Annotated in this window: 11 protein-coding genes; 5 read left to right on the forward strand and 6 right to left on the reverse strand. The window is 74.0% G+C overall.

Translation table 11 applies throughout. From position 1 onward, the window contains the following. Window positions 1-79 precede the first annotated feature (79 nt). The 3 genes from Sm713_RS32000 to glgX all read right to left on the reverse strand — a co-directional run bounded on the left by Sm713_RS32000 (window position 80) and on the right by glgX (window position 5,489). Window positions 80-544, reverse strand: a complete 465-nt coding sequence (locus Sm713_RS32000; RefSeq protein WP_212913461.1) for a RidA family protein — start codon at window positions 542-544, stop codon at window positions 80-82. Window positions 545-664: 120 nt separating this feature from the next. Then, window positions 665-3,262: a malto-oligosyltrehalose synthase gene (gene treY / locus Sm713_RS32005; RefSeq protein ID WP_212913462.1), complete on the reverse strand. Its 2,598-nt coding sequence runs from the start codon at window positions 3,260-3,262 to the stop codon at window positions 665-667. 106 nt (window positions 3,263-3,368) lie between these two features. Beyond that, window positions 3,369-5,489: a glycogen debranching protein GlgX gene (gene glgX / locus Sm713_RS32010; protein WP_212913463.1), complete on the reverse strand. Its 2,121-nt coding sequence runs from the start codon at window positions 5,487-5,489 to the stop codon at window positions 3,369-3,371. Between the two features lie 591 nt (window positions 5,490-6,080). Here glgX and Sm713_RS32015 point away from each other — a divergent pair. Together Sm713_RS32015 and Sm713_RS32020 are read left to right on the forward strand one after the other, a co-directional pair. Further along, window positions 6,081-7,334 (forward strand): SAV2148 family HEPN domain-containing protein, encoded by a 1,254-nt coding sequence (locus tag Sm713_RS32015; protein WP_212913464.1) that lies wholly within the window; start codon window positions 6,081-6,083, stop codon window positions 7,332-7,334. A gap of 330 nt (window positions 7,335-7,664) precedes the next feature. Continuing rightward, on the forward strand, window positions 7,665-8,384 hold the full coding sequence (locus Sm713_RS32020; protein WP_212913465.1) for an exonuclease domain-containing protein: 720 nt from the start codon (window positions 7,665-7,667) through the stop codon (window positions 8,382-8,384). A 236-nt stretch (window positions 8,385-8,620) separates the two neighbouring features. On the opposite strand, the gene Sm713_RS32025 is transcribed toward Sm713_RS32020, so the two are convergent. Further along, window positions 8,621-10,258, reverse strand: coding sequence for a glycoside hydrolase family 13 protein (locus Sm713_RS32025; protein ID WP_249417076.1), 1,638 nt, complete (start codon window positions 10,256-10,258; stop codon window positions 8,621-8,623). A 424-nt stretch (window positions 10,259-10,682) separates the two neighbouring features. On the opposite strand from Sm713_RS32025, the gene Sm713_RS32030 reads away from it, so the two are divergent. Further along, window positions 10,683-11,789, forward strand: coding sequence for a LacI family DNA-binding transcriptional regulator (locus Sm713_RS32030; RefSeq protein ID WP_308293203.1), 1,107 nt, complete (start codon window positions 10,683-10,685; stop codon window positions 11,787-11,789). A gap of 105 nt (window positions 11,790-11,894) precedes the next feature. On the opposite strand, the gene Sm713_RS32035 is transcribed toward Sm713_RS32030, so the two are convergent. Beyond that, window positions 11,895-12,761 carry an aminoglycoside phosphotransferase family protein gene (locus Sm713_RS32035; RefSeq protein ID WP_212913467.1) on the reverse strand — a complete coding sequence of 289 codons (867 nt, stop codon included), beginning with the start codon at window positions 12,759-12,761 and terminating at the stop codon, window positions 11,895-11,897. Window positions 12,762-13,058: 297 nt separating this feature from the next. Between Sm713_RS32035 and Sm713_RS32040 the strand changes: the two genes are divergently transcribed. Both Sm713_RS32040 and Sm713_RS32045 read left to right on the forward strand, forming a co-directional pair. Further along, window positions 13,059-13,724, forward strand: coding sequence for a hypothetical protein (locus tag Sm713_RS32040; RefSeq protein ID WP_212913468.1), 666 nt, complete (start codon window positions 13,059-13,061; stop codon window positions 13,722-13,724). Between the two features lie 41 nt (window positions 13,725-13,765). Then, entirely contained in the window at window positions 13,766-14,941 is a 1,176-nt protein-coding gene (locus tag Sm713_RS32045) for an APC family permease (RefSeq protein WP_212913469.1), read from the forward strand. A 75-nt stretch (window positions 14,942-15,016) separates the two neighbouring features. Here the strand turns inward: Sm713_RS32045 and Sm713_RS32050 are convergent, their stop codons facing one another. Beyond that, on the reverse strand, window positions 15,017-16,222 hold the full coding sequence (locus tag Sm713_RS32050; RefSeq protein ID WP_212913470.1) for a cytochrome P450: 1,206 nt from the start codon (window positions 16,220-16,222) through the stop codon (window positions 15,017-15,019). Window positions 16,223-16,355 lie beyond the last annotated feature (133 nt).

The following is a 16,355-nucleotide window of genomic DNA, read 5'->3' on the forward strand; positions in this document are numbered from 1 at the left end:
GAAACGTTTCTCCTACCGCTTCGGGGCGTCGGGTGCGGGTGGGTGTGGCGGGGCCGCCGGAGCACCGGCCGGGCGGTGCTCAGCCCGGCAGCGCCGCGGTGAGATCGACCTCCACGAGCTGCCCGCGGAAGCCGAGCGAGGCCACTCCGAGGAGCGTGGCGGCGGTCCTGAACGCCGGGCCGAGCACCGAGCGGTTCAGACGGTGCCACGCCGCGCCGAGGACGGCGGACTCGTCGCCGCACACGTAGACGACGGACCTGACGACGTCCTCGGGACGGGCCGCGACCGCGGCCAGAGCGGCCACGGCGTTCGCCGCGACCTGGTCGATCTGGTCGTTCAGCGACTCGGGGCCCACCAGGTCTCCGTTGGCGTCGAGGGGGCACTGCCCGGCCAGATACGCCGTGCGGCCCGCCTCCACGACGGTGATGTGGTGGTAGCCGGGGGTGGGATGGAGCTGCTCGGGGTTGACGAGGGCGATCCGTGGATTCGCCGGAGGGCGCGGGCTCGCCGGGGTCGGCTGGTTCGCCGGGGTCCGTGGGCTCATCCGGGTGAGTCTGGCGCGGATGGCCCCGTGCACGCGCCCCCTTTTTTTCTACGGCCGCTGGGCGGAAGCTGGTTCACCGCGTCCCGGGGAGCCGTCCCGTGCCTCCCCTCGCCCCACTCCTCACGGGTCGCCCAGCACGCCCCCGGACGCGCCCTCCACGCGTTCCAGGAGAGCCACCGGCGCCCCGCGGAACAGGTCCTCAAGGAGGATGCTCCCGGTGAACTCGTGGCCGATGGCCAGCAGGTCGTGCCAGTGGCCCTCGGGCAGCGTGAGACGGGTTCCGCGCCAGCCGCCCGCCTCCGCCAGGCGGAGGGAGAGGCGGGTCACGGCTGTCAGTACCGCACCGGTGCGCAGGAAGGCCAGGCAGTGGGCGGCGGCCGGGCCGGCGGCCTCCAGCGGGCGGTAGGACGCCGCTTCGCCGAACACCGCGGGGCGCCGGGCGCGTAGCCGCAGGGCTGCCGCGGTGAGGGCCGCCTTCTCGGCGGAGAGGGAGGCGGGGACCGGGCTGGTCGTGCCGGTGGTCCCGCCCGTCCGCCGTGGCTCCCGCCCGTCGCCGCCGAACGTCCCGGGCAGGCGCGCCGGGACGCGGTTGTCCGGGTCCACCAGCGCCCGGTAGTCGTGTTCCGTGCCCTGGTAGAGGTCGGGCACGCCCGGCATGGTCAGGTGCAGCAAGGCGGCGCCCAGGACGCGGGCGCGGACATGGGGGGCGAGGGTGGCCGCGAAGCGGGTCACCAGGCGGTGCGCCGGGGCGCCGCCGGGGCCGGCCGCGGCGAAGCCGGCCACCGCCTTCTCGTACGTCTCGTCCGGCTCGGTCCAGGTGGTGTCGAGGCCCGCCTCGCGCACGTGCTTGAGCAGCGCCGCCCGTATGCGGGCGGTCTCGGGGCCGCGGGGGTCGGCGAGCGCGACGGCCGTCTGCCAGGCCGCCCAGGCGAGGCCCGCGCCGGGGACTGACGCGCCGTCGGCGGCGGTGAGCGCGTTCGCCTCGTCGAGGAGCGCGGCGAACCGCTCGGGGCACTCGGTGAGCAGCGCGATCCTGGCGCGCGCGTCGGCGCTGCGCTTGGTGTCGTGCGTCGACAGGACGGTGCCGGTCAGCGGCCACGCGCGCTGCACGCGCGCGCAGTGCGCGTGGAAGGCGGCCGGCGGCAGCGCGGGCAGGCCCGGGTCGCCGCCCACCTCGGCCGCCGAGAGCAGCGGCCCGTACCGGTAGAACGCCGTGTCCTCCACGGCCTTGGCCCGCAGCGCGGACGCGGTCTGCGCGAACCGCGCCCGGAACTCCTCGCCGTCCCGGCCCGTCCCGAGCCTGCCCAGCACCAGGTCCCGCACCACGTCCACGGCCGCCGCCTCCTCCGGCACCGCGAAAGCGCCCTTGGCGTCCTCGGCGGCCTCCCGGGACAGCACCCACCCGGCGTCGGTGTCGTCGTAGGGGCGGTAGACGGGCAGCCGGACCAGCAGCTCGCGGAGGGCGGTGCGCAGCGCCCAGGGCGCATGGTCGCGGAGTCCCGGGTCCGCGGCGCAGACGCGTGCGCACGCGCGCGTAAGGCGCTCCACTTCAGCGGCCAGCTCCTCGGCGACGACCTGCCGGGCGGCGCGCCGTACCGTGGCGGCCCACTCGCCGCCCCGGTCCGCGGGCGCCGCCACGCGGGCGCGGTACAGGGCGAGCAGTTCGAGGGCGCCCTCCGGGTCGGTGAGCACCCCGTCGACCTGGCGCAGGGCGTCGTAGCCCGTGGTGCCCGCGACCGGCCAGGCGGCGGGCAGCCGCTCCCCGTCCGCGAGGATCTTCTCGACCACCGTCCAGCGGCCCCCGCAGGCCTTGTGCAGCCGCCGCAGGTAGCCGCCGGGGTCGGCGAGCCCGTCAGGGTGGTCGACGCGCAGGCCGTCCAGCACGCCCTCGTCGAGCAGGCCGAGCACCTTGGCGTGCGTCAGCCGGAACACCTCGGGGTCCTCCACGCGCACCCCGATCAGCTCGGAGACGGTGAAGAAGCGCCGGTAGTTCAGCTCGGTCCTGGCCAGCCGCCACCAGCACAGCCGGTACCACTGGGCGTCCAGCAGCCGCGGCAGCGGCAGGCGCTCGGTGCCCTCGCGGAGCGGGAGGACCTGCTCGCCGTAGCGCAGGCATGGCCCGCCGTCCGCCGCACCGTCGAAGGCCCGCCCGGCCCCCGCCCGCCGGCCGCCCGCCATGTCTGCCGCCGGCTCCCCGCCCGCCGTGCCCGCCGCCGCGGCGTACGGACCGGCACGTCCCGCCCCCGTGAGGCGCAGTTCGTCCAGCTCCCCGCCGAGCGGGCCGGCCAGCACAGGCAGCAGCACCTGACCGCCGCCCGCCTCCCAGTCGATGTCGAACCAGCGCCCGTACGGGCAGTCCGGGCCCTGCCTGAGCACCTCCCAGAGCGCGCGGTTGTACCGCGGTACGGCCGCCATGTGGTTCGGCACGATGTCCACGACGAGCCCCAGGCCATGCGCGCGTGCCGTGCGCGACAGCGCCCTCAGGCCCTCCTCGCCGCCGAGTTCGCCCCGTACGCGCGCGTGGTCGACGACGTCGTAGCCGTGCGCCGATCCGGGGACCGCCTCAAGCACCGGCGAAAGGTGCAGGTGCGAGACGCCGAGGCCGGCCAGGTACGGCACGGCGCCAGCGGCGGCCGCGAACGGGAAGGCGGGCTGGAGCTGGAGCCGGTACGTGGCGGTGGGCACCCGCACCTCGGGCCCGGCGGACACAGGGGTCATGCGCACGTAGCTACCGCAGTCGGGGGCCGGGCGCCCGCCGGGTGAGCCACCCGGGTGAGTCACCCGGCCAGGCAGGCCGCAGTCCTCAGAGCACCTCGCCGCCCCCTCAAGCGGGCCGCTGGAGCACCGTCAGACTGCGGTCGACCAGGGCCAGGCGGTCGCCGGCCTTCACCTTGGGGCCGGTGCCGGGCCGGATGCCGTCCGAGCGTGCCGTGTCGACGACCACCTCCCACTGGTGGCCGTGGTTGACCGGCACGACGAATTCCAGCGGCTCCGGGGAGGCGTTGAACATCAGCAGGAAGGAGTCGTCCTTGATCCGCTCCCCGCGCGGTCCCGGTTCGGAGATGGCGTTCCCGTTCAGGAACACCGTCAGGGCGCTGGCCTGTGCCGCGCTCCAGTCGCGCCGTTTCATCTCCTCACCCTCAGGGGTGAACCAGGCGATGTCGGAGAGGTCGTCGTGGGTGCCCTGCACCGGCCGGCCGTGGAAGAACCGGCGCCTGCGGAAGACGGGGTGGTCGCGGCGGAGCCAGACCATCGCGCGGGTGAAGGCGAGACGCCGCTCCCGGGTCTCCGGGTCGCCGTCCTCCCAGGGCACCCAGGTCAGCTCGCCGTCCTGGCAGTAGGCGTTGTTGTTGCCGCGCTGCGTGCGGGCGAACTCGTCCCCGTGGCTGAGCATCGGCACGCCCTGGGAGAGCATCAGCGTGGCGACGAAGTTCCGCATCTGCCGCTCGCGCAGCTCCAGCACGGCGGGATCGTCGCTCTCGCCCTCCTCCCCGCAGTTCCACGACCGGTTGTGGCTCTCACCGTCCCGGCTGTTCTCGCCGTTCGCCTCGTTGTGCTTGTGGTTGTAGGCGACCAGGTCGTGCAGGGTGAAGCCGTCGTGGCAGGTGACGAAGTTGATGGAGGCCAGCGGGCGCCTGCCGTCGTCCTGGTAGAGGTCGGAGGAGCCGGTCAGCCGGGAGGCGAACTCGGCGAGGGTGCGCGGCTCGCCCCGCCACAGGTCGCGCACGGTGTCCCGGTACTTGCCGTTCCACTCGGTCCACAGCGGCGGGAAGTTGCCCACCTGGTAGCCGCCCTCGCCGACGTCCCAGGGCTCGGCGATCAGCTTGACCTGCGAGACCACCGGGTCCTGCTGCACCAGGTCGAAGAACGACGACAGCCGGTCCACCTCGTGGAACTGCCGCGCCAGCGTCGCCGCCAGGTCGAACCGGAAGCCGTCCACGTGCATCTCGGTGACCCAGTAGCGCAGCGAGTCCATGATCAGCTGGAGGACGTGCGGCGAGCGCATCAGCAGGGAGTTCCCGGTGCCTGTCGTGTCCATGTAGTACCGGGGGTCCTCGGTGAGGCGGTAGTACGAGGTGTTGTCCAGGCCGCGGAACGACAGCGTCGGCCCCAGGTGGTTGCCCTCGGCGGTGTGGTTGTAGACCACGTCCAGGATGACCTCGATGCCCGCCTCGTGCAGGGAGCGGACCGCCGACTTGAACTCCAGCACCTGCTGTCCGCGGTCGCCCCAGGAGGCGTAGGCGTTGTGCGGGGCGAAGAAGCCGATCGTGTTGTAGCCCCAGTAGTTGTTGAGGCCCATCTCCACCAGCCGGTGGTCGTTGACGAACTGGTGTACGGGCATCAGCTCCAGCGCCGTCACCCCCAGCTCCGTGAGGTGCTCCAGGATCGCGGGGTGGGTCAGCGCCGCGTAGGTGCCGCGCAGCTCCTCGGGGAGCGCCGGGTGCGTCATCGTCAGGCCCTTCACATGGGCCTCGTAGATCACCGTGCGGTGGTACGGGGTGCGCGGCGGGCGGTCGTCGCCCCAGTCGAAGTACGGGTTGACGACGACGGACGTCATGGTGTGCGGCGCGGAGTCCATGTCGTTGCGCCGGTCCGGGGCGCCGAACGGGTAGTCGTACACCTCCTCGCCCCAGGAGACCTGGCCGCTGACCGCACGCGCGTACGGGTCGAGCAGGAGCTTCGCCGGATTGCACCGGAGGCCGCGCTCGGGTGCGAACGGGCCGTGCACCCGGAAGCCGTACCGCTGCCCCGGCATGATCCCGGGCAGGTAGGCGTGCCGCACGAACGCGTCCGTCTCGCGCAGCTCCACCGCCGTCTCCGTGCCGTCGTCGGCGAGCAGGCACAGCTCGACACGCTGGGCGGTCTCCGAGAAGACCGCGAAGTTGGTCCCGGCGCCGTCGTACGTGGCGCCGAGGGGGTACACCTGTCCAGGCCAGACCTGCATGGATACGAGCCCTCCGCTCCCGGCCCCTGGGGCCATTGCGCCCAGAGTCTCCCGGAAAGCGGCCGGACGTCCTACGAAATCGGCCGCACAGGCGGTATGACCACCCATCCGCACACGGCCGGCGGAACGGAATCGTACGTTTCGGCGACGCCGGCGGGCCTCCGCGAGCGCCCGGAGCGGCGCCGGGCGGTCCGCGGGCCCCTTTTCCGGCGGTGCCCGGCGTTCCGGTTTCCGGACCGGCGCCGGTCGTGGCCGGCATGCCCCCGAAGGCGTCGGGAAGGGGCGCGGGAGTCGCCTGGGGATCGAAGAAAACGATCAAAAAGAGAACCGGACGATCATCTTTGCGGCACCGCCGGACCCCCTCCGCGCCCCTGCTCCGCCACGGCCCCCCGGGTCGTCCGAGCGGCCTCGCGGGGGGACTACAGTGAGGACCGCTCACCCGGTCACGTGCCCTTCACGGGAACGGCCACGCCGAGGGCGGGAGTTGAGAAAAGAGGGTGCACTTCCGGCTGCACCGCCCGCCGCTCGCGGAGTACCCTTCCTTGATCGTTGAACGGGGCGGGGCTCGGGGGAGCGGAAGGCGGTGCGCGGGTGAGCTCGGGAGGGCTGGAGCTGCCCCCTGGTGAGGATGGTCACGAGGGGAGCTCCACGGACAACCCACCCGCTGGCGTGTCCCTGGCCCGGCCGGTCGAGATGGGCGCCCAGATCGGCCCCGAACTGGACTGGGGGGCCGACGTCTGGAGCGAGGTGCGCACCCGCGCCCAGCGCGCCGGCCGCGCCTACATCTGGCTGAACCTCGTCGAGCAGCGGCTGCGCGCCGTCGTCGCCGCCGTCCTGCGCCCCATCTACGAGCCCGTGCACGGCGAGGAGGACTGGGTCGTCGCGGCCGCCGGGCCCGCGGGCCAGGAGTGGGTGCAGCGGGCCGTCGCGGTGCGCGAGGTGAGCCGCCGCAAGGGCTACCTGCTGGACCCCGCCGACGACAACGTCGTCAGCTTCCTGACGCTCCCGCAGCTCCGCGAGCTGATGGTCCAGCACTGGCCCTGCTTCGAGCCCTACGTGGACGACCGCCGCGACGTCGAGCTCGCCCTGGACGAGCTGGAGGTCGCACGGAACGTCGTCTCCCGCAACCGCGCCCTGTCCGAGACCGTCCTCGCGCAGGCCGAGCGCGCCTCCGCAAGGCTGCTGGAGATCCTCGGCGCCGGCTCCGACCTGCCCTCCGCGCGGCGGCTGCCCATCGACGCCGTCGAGGACCTGGTGGGCGACCGGTACGCGGACGTCGTCGGGGTGCACCAGGACCGGGTGCGGCTGCTGCGGCAGTTCCCGGCCGAGGACATCTTCGGCGAGGCGCGGCGCGTCGACGCCATCGGGATAGGCCTGAACCTCCTGGTGCAGAACTTCTCCGGGCGCCGGCTGATGAGGCTCGGGGAGTCCGGCTGCCGGGTGCGGCTGCTCTTCCTCAACCCCGCGAGCAGCGCGGTCAAGCGCCGCGAGCGCGAACTCTCCCTCAAGCGGGGCGAGCTGAGCCGCACGGTGGAGATGAACATCCTGCACATGCGGCGGGTGCGCGCCCGGCTGCGCGACCCGGGCGCCTTCGAGATCCACGTCTTCGACGAGACGCCCCGCTTCACGGCCTACCTGGTCGACGGCGACGGCGCGGACGGCGTGGCCGTGGTCCAGTCCTACCTGCGCAAGTCCCGCGGCATGGAGACACCCGTCTTCGTGCTGCGCGGCGGCGGGCGGCTGGTGAAGCCGGGGGAGGCCGCCTCCGTGCCCGAGGGCAGCCTGTTCGCGACCTACCGCGAGGAGTTCGAGCAGGCCTGGTCCGACTCCCGGCCGGTCTCCTGACGTCTGGCCGGTGTCCTTTCGTCTGCCCCGCCTTCCGACGTCCGCCCGGTCTCCTCACGTCCGCCGGTCTCCTGACATCCCGTCCGCCGCGGCCCGGCGGCTCCCGGCACAAGCGGAATGCCGTCATCTGATTGTCAGTGGCCCGTGCGAAGGTGGAATCACTCGGGGACGCACCACGTCAGGCGCGTGCCGGAGGCCTTCGCGCGCCGCTGTGGCGTGCCGCCCAAGCGGCGGCATCGCGGCGGCTGCCGCCGGGCGGGAGTGTGGGCCCGCCCGCGGGGCGAGGGCGCTGTCGGGGACCGACTGTCGGGAACCACACGAGGGGGACGCATGGCCTGGCACACGGAACTGCTCATCGGCTTCGACCTGGAGACCACGGGGACGGACCCGGCCCGGGCCCGGATCGTCACGGGCGCGGTGATCGAGATCGGCGACGGCCGGCCGCTCGGCCGCAAGGAGTGGCTGGCCGACCCGGGCGTCCCCATCCCCCCGGAGGCGACGGCGGTGCACGGCATCAGCGACGCACGCGCGGCCACGGGCCGGCCGGCCGACGAGGTCGCCGACGCCATGGCGAGCGTCCTGTGCGACGCCTGGCGGACCGGCACTCCGGTCGTCGCGTACAACGCCACCTTCGACCTCACCCTGCTCGCCGCCGAACTCCGCAGGCACGGCCTGCCCTCGCTCCGGGACCGGCTGGACGGCGCCGACCCGTCCCCGGTCATCGACCCGTACACCATCGACCGCACCGTGGACCGCTACCGCCGTGGCAAGCGCACCCTCGAAGCGGTCTGCGCCGAGTACGGCGTGCCGCTGGAAGGCGCCCATGACGCCGCGGCCGACGCCCTGGCCGCTGCCCGGCTCGCCTGTGCGATAGCCGCCCGGCACCCCAAGGTCGCCGCCCTGCCGGCCGCGGAGCTGCACCGCCGGCAGATCCGCTGGTCGGCCCACCGCGCGGCCGACTTCCAGGCCTACCTCCGCCGCCAGGGCGACGCCACAGCGGTGACAGACGGCCGCTGGCCCCTGCGGGAACTCGCCGACCCGGCCGCCTGACGGCCCGCGGCGGCCGGGCCCGGGACCGGCCGGGCCGGGCACTCGCGTCCGAGCGGAGACGGGGTGCCCCACGGGGCGAGCCGCGGCGGGCCACCTCAGAGGCCGTGGTCGCCGCCGGCCACGGCGTGGAGTCGCGGCGGGCGGGCCCTGGGGTCCGGTCCGCGGTGGGGCACCCCGCGTCGTTCAGGGTGCCCCACCGAGGCGGTGTCCCACTGATCCGCCTGATCCGCCGGGTCTCAGTGGTCCGCCGCGCGGAGCCACACCGTCGTGTCGGGCGGCAGATTGCTGCCCGCGACCTCGCTGCTCGCCAGCACCACATCCCCGGCGGGCAGCGGCACGGAGGTCGCGGAGAGATTCGTCAGGCAGTGCCAACCGGAGGAGCGGACGAAGTGCAGGACGTCATCCGGCGCCGGAACCCACGTCAGGGTCTCGTCGCCGAGCAGCTTGCGGCGCAGCCGCAGTGCCGAGCGGTACAGCTCCAGCGTGGAGCCCTCCACACCCTCCTGCGCCTCGACCGAGAGCGGCCCGAAGACCGCGGGCTGCGGCAGCCAGGCGCCCCCGGGGCCGAAGCCGTACGACGGCCCCGAGCGGGTCCACGGCAGCGGCACCCGGCAGCCGTCGCGGCCCTTGCGGCTGCGCCCCGACTGCTCCCACACCGGATCCTGCAGGACCTCGGCGGGCAGCTCGGCGACCTCCGGAAGCCCCAGCTCCTCCCCCTGGTAGAGGTACGAGGACCCGGGCAGCGCCAGCATCAGCAGCGTCGCCGCGCGGGCCCGGCGCCGCCCCAGCGCGGGGTCCGCCATCGGCTCGGTGCCGTCCGACAGCAGCCAGGCACCCAGGTCGGTGCCGGCCGGCAGGGCGAGGCGGGAGGCGTGCCGCACCACGTCGTGGTTGGAGAGCACCCAGGTCGCGGAGGCCCCCGCGGCCTGCGCGGTCTCCAGCGAGGTGGCGATCACCTCCCGCAGCTTCACGGTCGACCAGTCCGTCTGCAGGTACTCGAAGTTGAAGGCCTGCCCCAGCTCGTCGGCCCGCGTGTACAGCACTCTGCGGGCGTTCTTCACCCACGCCTCGGCCACGGCCATCCGAGGCGGCGTGTACGAGTCGAGGACCTTGCGCCAGTCGCGGTAGATGTCGTGCACCTCGTCGCGGTCGTAGTACGGGTGCGTGCCGTCCGGCACCTCGTTCTGCAACCCCCTGTGCTGGTCAGGGCCGAGGTCGCGGAGCGGGTCCGCCAGGTCCTTCGTCAGGCCGTGGGCGACGTCGATGCGGAAGCCGTCCACGCCCCGGTCCGACCAGAAGCGCAGGGTGGTGCGGAAGTCGGCGCGCACCTCCTCGTTCGCCCAGTTGAAGTCCGGCTGCTCCGGGGCGAAGAGGTGCAGGTACCACTGCCCGTCGGGCACCCGCTGCCAGACGCTGCCGCCGAAGTTGGCCTCCCAGTCGGTGGGCGGCAGTTCGCCGCCGTCGCCGCGTCCGTCGCGGAAGACGTACCGGTCCCTGGCCGGCGAGCCGGGCCCGGCGGCCAGCGCCTCCTGGAACCAGACGTGCTGGTCGGAGGAGTGGTTGGGCACGATGTCGATGATCACCTTGATGCCCAGCCGATGCGCCTCGGCGACCATCGTGTCGAAGTCGTCCAGCGTGCCGAGCCGGGGATCGACGTCCCGGTAGTCAGCGACGTCATAGCCGCCGTCCTTCAACTCCGACGGGTAGAAGGGGCTCAGCCACAGCGCGTCCACGCCGAGCGTCGCCAGATGGCCGAGGCGCGCGGTGATGCCGGGGATGTCGCCGATGCCGTCCCCGTCGGCGTCGGCGAAGCTGCGCGGATACACCTGGTAGACGACGGCCTGCCGCCACCAGTCGGGATCCTGGGACGACATGTCCGGTGCGGCGTGCTCGGTCACAGGGACTCCTTCACGGTGTGCCCGGCGGCGACTGGCGCCGCCCCGCGACCGGCGGCCGTGGGAGGTCTGCGGCATGGCGGCATGACAAGGCGCTCCGGGTCAGGAGAGGACGGCTTGCACTATGACAACGCTTGCACGCTAAGGAGGCCCCGAGCAGGGTGTCAATGGATGAGCCGCACCAAGAAGCCGCCCGGGGACGTCTTCCCTGCCCCGTTCGGCGGCGGGAGGATGGCCGGTATACGACACGCGCGTATGCCACGACCTCCTGCGGTCCGCTCCGGGGCCCGGGAGTCGCGGCGCGAGGAGGCCGGGAGGGAACCGGCCAGGTCGCCGGTCTCCTGTGAGACAGCGCTGTCACGAAGGCGTACCCGAGGGGCCAACGGTGTGTTAATTTCCCGCCATGCCGCCCGCTCAGCGCCATCCGACCATGGCCGATGTGGCCCAGCGCGCCGGAGTCTCCGTCTCCACGGTCTCGCGCACCCTGCGCGGGCTGTCCACGGTCTCGCCGGACGCGCGGCGCCGGGTGGAGGAGGCCGCCCGGGAGCTGTCGTTCGTGATCTCCCGTCAGGCCTCGGGGCTGGTCACCGGGAAGACCGGCGCCGTGGCGGTGCTGGTGCCCACGCTGAAGTCCTGGTTCGTCGGCGCGGCGCTCTCGGGACTCGGCGAGGTGCTCCTCGGCACCGGACTCGACCTGCTGGTGTACAGCGTCTCCGACCTGGCCGAGCGCGCCGCGTTCTTCGACCGCCTCCCGGCCCGCCGCAACGCCGACGCGCTCCTCGTGGTCTCCTTCGACCTCACCGAGCAGGAGAGCGCCCGGCTCGACGACCTCGGCATCCCCATCGTCTACGTCAGCCAGCAGGCACCGGGCCGCGCCAGCGTCTACGTCGACGATGTCGCGGGCGCCCGGGCCGGGGTGCGCCACCTCGTCAACCTGGGCCACCGGCGGATCGCCTACGTGCACGCGGCGCGGGGCCCGTCCGGGTTCTCGTTCAGCTCCCAGCGGCGGTTCCTCGGCTACCGGGAGGCGCTCGCCGAGGCGGGCATCGGCCTGGACGAGCAGCTGGTGGTGGACGTCCTCGCGAGCGGCAGACGGGGAGCCGAGGAGGCGGTGGGCGGGCTGCTCGGCCTCCGCGAGCCGCCCACGGCGATCTTCGCGGAGATAGACCAGGTCGCCATCGAGGTGATGGGCGTGCTGCGCAGCGCCGGCCTCGACGTGCCGGGCCGGGTGTCCGTGCTCGGCTTCGACGACCACGAGATGGCGGAGTGGATGCAGCTGTCGACCATCGCCCAGCCCGCGGAGGACATCGGCCGCGCCGCCGGCGAGCTGGCCCGCTCGCTCATCGACGACCCCGACGCCGACCCGGCCAGGCACCGCGTCCTGCCCACCCGGCTCATCCCGCGCGCGAGCACGGCGCCCCTGCGCACCCCGCACCCGCGCCCCGCCCCGGACGCCGGGTCCACGGCGGAGAGGTCCACGGCGGAGGGGTCCACGCGGACGGCGGGCTGAGGCTGTCCCTTACGGGCAGCGACCGCCGTGGGACGGCCTCCGTCAGCCCATTCCCGCGGGACCCCAAGCGGGCGCACGGTCATCCCGGTGCGCCGCTGACCCGACTCAGAACGGATACCACCGCACCGTCTCGTCCCCCTCCCTCAGGGACGCCACCCGGCGCTGGAACTCCGCGAGGGCCTTGGGGTTCGCGGGGGCGTGCTGGGCCGCCCACGCGCAGCTCGCCGTCTCCCGCGCGCCGCGCAGCACCCCGCACCCGTCCCACTCCCGCACGTCCCAGCCGTACGCGGTGGTGAACTCCTCATAGGCGGTGTCCCCGAGCCCGTAGCGGTCGCGGGAGAGCGCCATCACCACGAGGTCGTGCTCGCGCAGGTCCGAGGAGAACGTCTCCAGGTCGACCAGGACCGGGCCGTCCGGGCCGACGTGGACGTTGCGTGGCAGCGCGTCGCCGTGGATGGAGCCCGGCGGCAGGTGCGGGGTGAGCGCTGCGGCCGCCGAGGCGAAGCCGTCGCGGCGCTCGCGCAGATACGCTGCGTCGGCCGGGTCGATCGCCGCGCCCGCGAGGCGCAGCCAGCGCTCGACGCCACCGAGGAGTTCCCGCCGCGGCAGCTCGAACGGGGGCGCCGGCAGGGCGTGTACCCGGCTCAGCAGCACCGCCAGGTCCGCGGGACCGGCCGGGCGCACCCGCTCGGGCAGCCGGCGCCAGACGGTGACCGGGCACCCGTCGACCAGCAGCGGTTCCGGCTCCGCGGCGCGTACCGCGGGAACCTCGGCGGCGGCGAGCCAGCCGGCCACGAGCAGTTCCCGCCGCGCCCTTTCCAGCAGCTCGGCGCTCCGGCCGACCTTGACCACCACGTCGCCGGCCGCGAACACCGCGTTCTCGCCCAGCGCCAGCAGTCGGGCCCCCGCCGCCGCCCCGGCGGGCAGCCCTCCGGCCGCCGCCAGCACCTCGCGCGCCCGCGCCTCGTCCACCTGCTGCCTCCCGATGCGCTCCGGGACCGGTTCCGGGTCTGCCCGGCCCGGTCCTGTGACCTGCACGGCCGGGCGCTTCCGCGGCACCGCCGCGGAGCCCGGTCCGCGCCGGCCAGTCTCGCACCCGCCCGCGAGCCCGCTGGGCGCCGGCCAGGCCACCCCGGCTCCGCCCGCTCTGCCCGCCATGTGACCTCTCTCATATCCGGCCGCATTGAGCAACCCGCCGCTGTGCCCCGTACCGGTGACCAGAGCGCGCGCACGCAGGCAAACAGCAAGTTGCTCCGAAACGGAGGCACCATGACCATCCGCGGCAAGCGGAAGTTCTCCACCAAGGCGGGGATCGGCATCGCCGGCGTCGCCGTGGCCGCTCTGGCCACAGCGTGCGGCTCCAGCACCTCCGGCGACAACGCGTCGGGCGGTTCCAGCACCCCGGCCTCGTCCCCTTCCAGCTCCGGCTCCAGCTCCGGCTCCGGCTCCGGCTCCGGCTCGTCGAGCGGGGCCGGGGCGGCCACCGGCGTCAAGGCGATGAGCGGTGACCTGGGCACGTTCCTCACCGACAGCTCGGGCAAGACCCTCTACCTCTTCGCGGCCGACTCCGACGGAAAGCCCACCTGCAACGGCACCTGTGCCGCGGAGTGGCCGCCGCTGACGGCCAAGGGCGCGCCCAAGGCCGGGGCGGGAGTGACGGCCTCGGACCTGACCACGGCCAAGCGCAGCGACGGAACCTCCCAGGTCGTCTACCACGGGCACCCGTTGTACTACTTCGCCGACGACAAGAAGGCCGGCGACGCCAAGGGGCAGGGCCTCGACGACGAGGGCGGCAAGTGGTACGTGCTGTCCCCGAGCGGGCACCGGATCACCAAGAGCGCGTCCGGCAGCTCCGTCGGCGACAGCGACAGCGACAGCGGCAGCAGTGGCGGTAGCGGCAGCGGCGGCTCCAGCGCCGGTGGCGGCTGGGGGTGAGCGACACCGCAGCGGGCCCGGTAAGGGGCGACGGAGCAGCTGTGGGCACCGCACGACCCGCGCTCAGCCGGTCCGTGGGGCCCTGGGGGCTCCTCGCCGTGGTGATCGCCTCACTGGGCGGGCCCCTGGCCCTCGCCGCGCTGTACGCGCCCGCCATCATGGAGGACGCCACGGCCTCGGCAGGGCTCTCCGCGCTCGCCGCGGCGGTCGTCTTCGCCTTCCCGATGGCCATCTGGCTGCGGTACGGGCGTGAGATCTCGACGTCCGGCGGTCTGTTCTCCTTCGTGGAGGCGGCCGCCGGGCGCCGGGTCGCGCTGGTGCAGGCGGGTATCTGGATCCTCAGCTATCTGCTCTACCTGCTGTACACGACCGCCTCGGTGGTCTACGACACTCTTCCGGCGGTCTTCCCCGGGGTGCGGCCGTACCAGCCGTGGCTGGAGGTCGCGATCCCCGTGGCGCTGGCCGTCGTGATGCTGGCGGGCAGGACCGCGACGCTGGCCGTCACCGCCGTGCTGGCCGTGGGGCAGATGGCCCTGGTGGGCGTGCTCGCCGGCGTGGGCATCGGGCATGCCGCGCCGCTCGGGTCCTTCGCCGCCGGCGCGCCCAAGGGCCCGTTCGCCGTCTCCGTCGCGCAGACCGCGCTGCTGTACATCTGCGGCAGCCTGCCGCTGTTCCTGGGCGGCGAGGTGGTGCGCCCGGCGCGGACCGTGCGGCGCGCGATGAGCGGCGGGTACCTCCTGGCCGCCGTGGGGGTGGTCGCCGCCGTCTTCCCGCTCGCGGCGAACCCGGCGTTCGCGCAGGCACCCATCCCGGGGATGTCCGTGGCCAGGGTCTTCGCGGGGCACTGGCTGGCGGTGGCCGTCGGCACCGGCGTGGCCGTCAGCGTGGTCGGCGTGATGCTCGTCGAGTACCTCGCGCTGAGCCGGCTGCTGCACGCGCTGACGGCGGCGCCGATACCCAAGATCGTGCTCTGGCTGGCCGTACCGCTGGTGGTCGTGGCGCCGATCAGCCTGATCGACCCGGACGAGTTCTACGAGGCCCTCATCAAGCCCTCGCTGTTCGCGCTCTGGGTCAGCCAGCTCATCGTGTTCGCCGTCTATCCGCGGTACGCGGTCCGCAAGGGCGCGAACCCGGTTGTCTCCTGGGGGCTGGGCGCGGTGGCGAGCACCTTCGCGCTCTACGGGCTGTGGGCCACCGCGCACCACCCGGTGAGCTGATCGGCCGGCGGCCACCAGGCCGACGGCAGGCCGGTGACCGGGCGCCTACCGGGGGCCGTCGGCCACCAGGTCACCTCACCAGGCCACCGGCAGCCTCAGCGGGCTGCGGGTGGTGCTCCGGTGCCACACGATGGACTGGACGGGCTCGGTGAGCCGCAGGCCGGGAAGGCGGGCGGCGAGCCGGTGCAGGGACAGGTGCAGCTGAGTGCGCATCAGCCAGGCACCCAGGCAGAAGTGCTGCCCCGCCCCGAAGGCCATGGTGGGCGCCTCCAGCGGCGCGAACAGGTCACCGGCCCGCTCGGGCGGGAAGACCGCGGGGTCGCGGTTTGCGCTGCCGAAGCTCACCGCGACCACCGACCCCGCCGGAATCGTCACGCCCCCGATCTCCACGTCCTCGGCGGCACGGCGGGTGCCGCTCTCGTCGTCCCCGATCGGGATGCTGTGCAGCAGCCGCTCGGAAGCGGTCTCGGCCAGGTCCGCGTCCGCCAGCCGGGGCCAGTTCTCCCGCCGCTCGCCCAGCAGGTACACCAGGGCGTTGCCGATGGAGGCCGTGGCGCTGTCGTTGCCGCCCGCGACCAGGCCGCAGACCAGGTGCACCAGTTGCTCCTCGGGAATGCCGCCGTCCTCGTCGGCGGCGAGGACCAGGCTGCTCACCAGATCGTCACCCGGCCGGCCTCGCCGGTCCCCCAGCAGACCGGCCGCGAACTCCCGGAACTCGGCCCCCACCTCGGCCTCCTCCCCGGTGGCGGGGGTGTCGTTCGCGAACGCGTACCGGGCCCAGTGCCGCAGCTGCTCCGGCTGGAGCTCCTCCAGGCCCATCAGGCGGCTCATGACCGTGAACGGGAGCGGGTGGGTGAAGGCGGCCACGACGTCCAGCGGAGGCCCGGCGTCCACCAGGTCGTCGATCAGCTGCTCGACCACGGAGGCCACCCACGGCCGCCAGACCTCCACGGTCCGTGGCGTGAAGGCGTGCTGCACGGTGCGGCGCAGCCTCAGGTGGTCGGGGCCGTCCTGGTTGAACATGGACGCCGGCGTGTCGGCCACGTTCGGCGTGCCGCCTGCCCGCGGAGCGTCGTCCGCGTACAACTCCGCGCGCCCGAACCGGGGGTCGGTGAGCACCCTGCGTACGTCCTGGTACCGCGTCACCAGCCAGGCCGGCGTGCTGTTCGGCAGCGTGACGGGGCGGGGCGGGGCCGCCGCCGGGAAACTCACGCGGTGCAGGGGAGGCGAGGGAGGCGAGGGAACGCCGCGGACCTCTGCGGAGCCGCTGACGACAGACATGGCATCTCCTGGCGCGCCGCCACGGCGCATGGACGGTTCCGCCCGACGGGGGTCGCGGCGGTGTGGGTGACGGGTGATCCGCTGCCGAGCGGGTTCGGCCGCCCGCACCGGTACTGATCCGTGCTCAACGCAA

This window comes from Streptomyces sp. TS71-3, from assembly GCF_018327685.1.
Taxonomy (GTDB): domain Bacteria; phylum Actinomycetota; class Actinomycetes; order Streptomycetales; family Streptomycetaceae; genus Streptomyces.

Bases quoted from the DNA above. Each gene is read 5' to 3' on its own strand.
- Sm713_RS32000 (WP_212913461.1), bottom strand. From the start codon at position 544: ATGAGCCCACGGACCCCGGCGAACCAGCCGACCCCGGCGAGCCCGCGC.
- treY (WP_212913462.1), bottom strand. From the start codon at position 3,262: ATGACCCCTGTGTCCGCCGGGCCCGAGGTGCGGGTGCCCACCGCCACG.
- glgX (WP_212913463.1), bottom strand. From the start codon at position 5,489: ATGCAGGTCTGGCCTGGACAGGTGTACCCCCTCGGCGCCACGTACGAC.
- Sm713_RS32020 (WP_212913465.1), top strand. From the start codon at position 7,665: ATGGCCTGGCACACGGAACTGCTCATCGGCTTCGACCTGGAGACCACG.
- Sm713_RS32025 (WP_249417076.1), bottom strand. From the start codon at position 10,258: ATGTCGTCCCAGGATCCCGACTGGTGGCGGCAGGCCGTCGTCTACCAG.
- Sm713_RS32030 (WP_308293203.1), top strand. From the start codon at position 10,683: ATGCCGCCCGCTCAGCGCCATCCGACCATGGCCGATGTGGCCCAGCGC.
- Sm713_RS32040 (WP_212913468.1), top strand. From the start codon at position 13,059: ATGACCATCCGCGGCAAGCGGAAGTTCTCCACCAAGGCGGGGATCGGC.
- Sm713_RS32050 (WP_212913470.1), bottom strand. From the start codon at position 16,222: ATGTCTGTCGTCAGCGGCTCCGCAGAGGTCCGCGGCGTTCCCTCGCCT.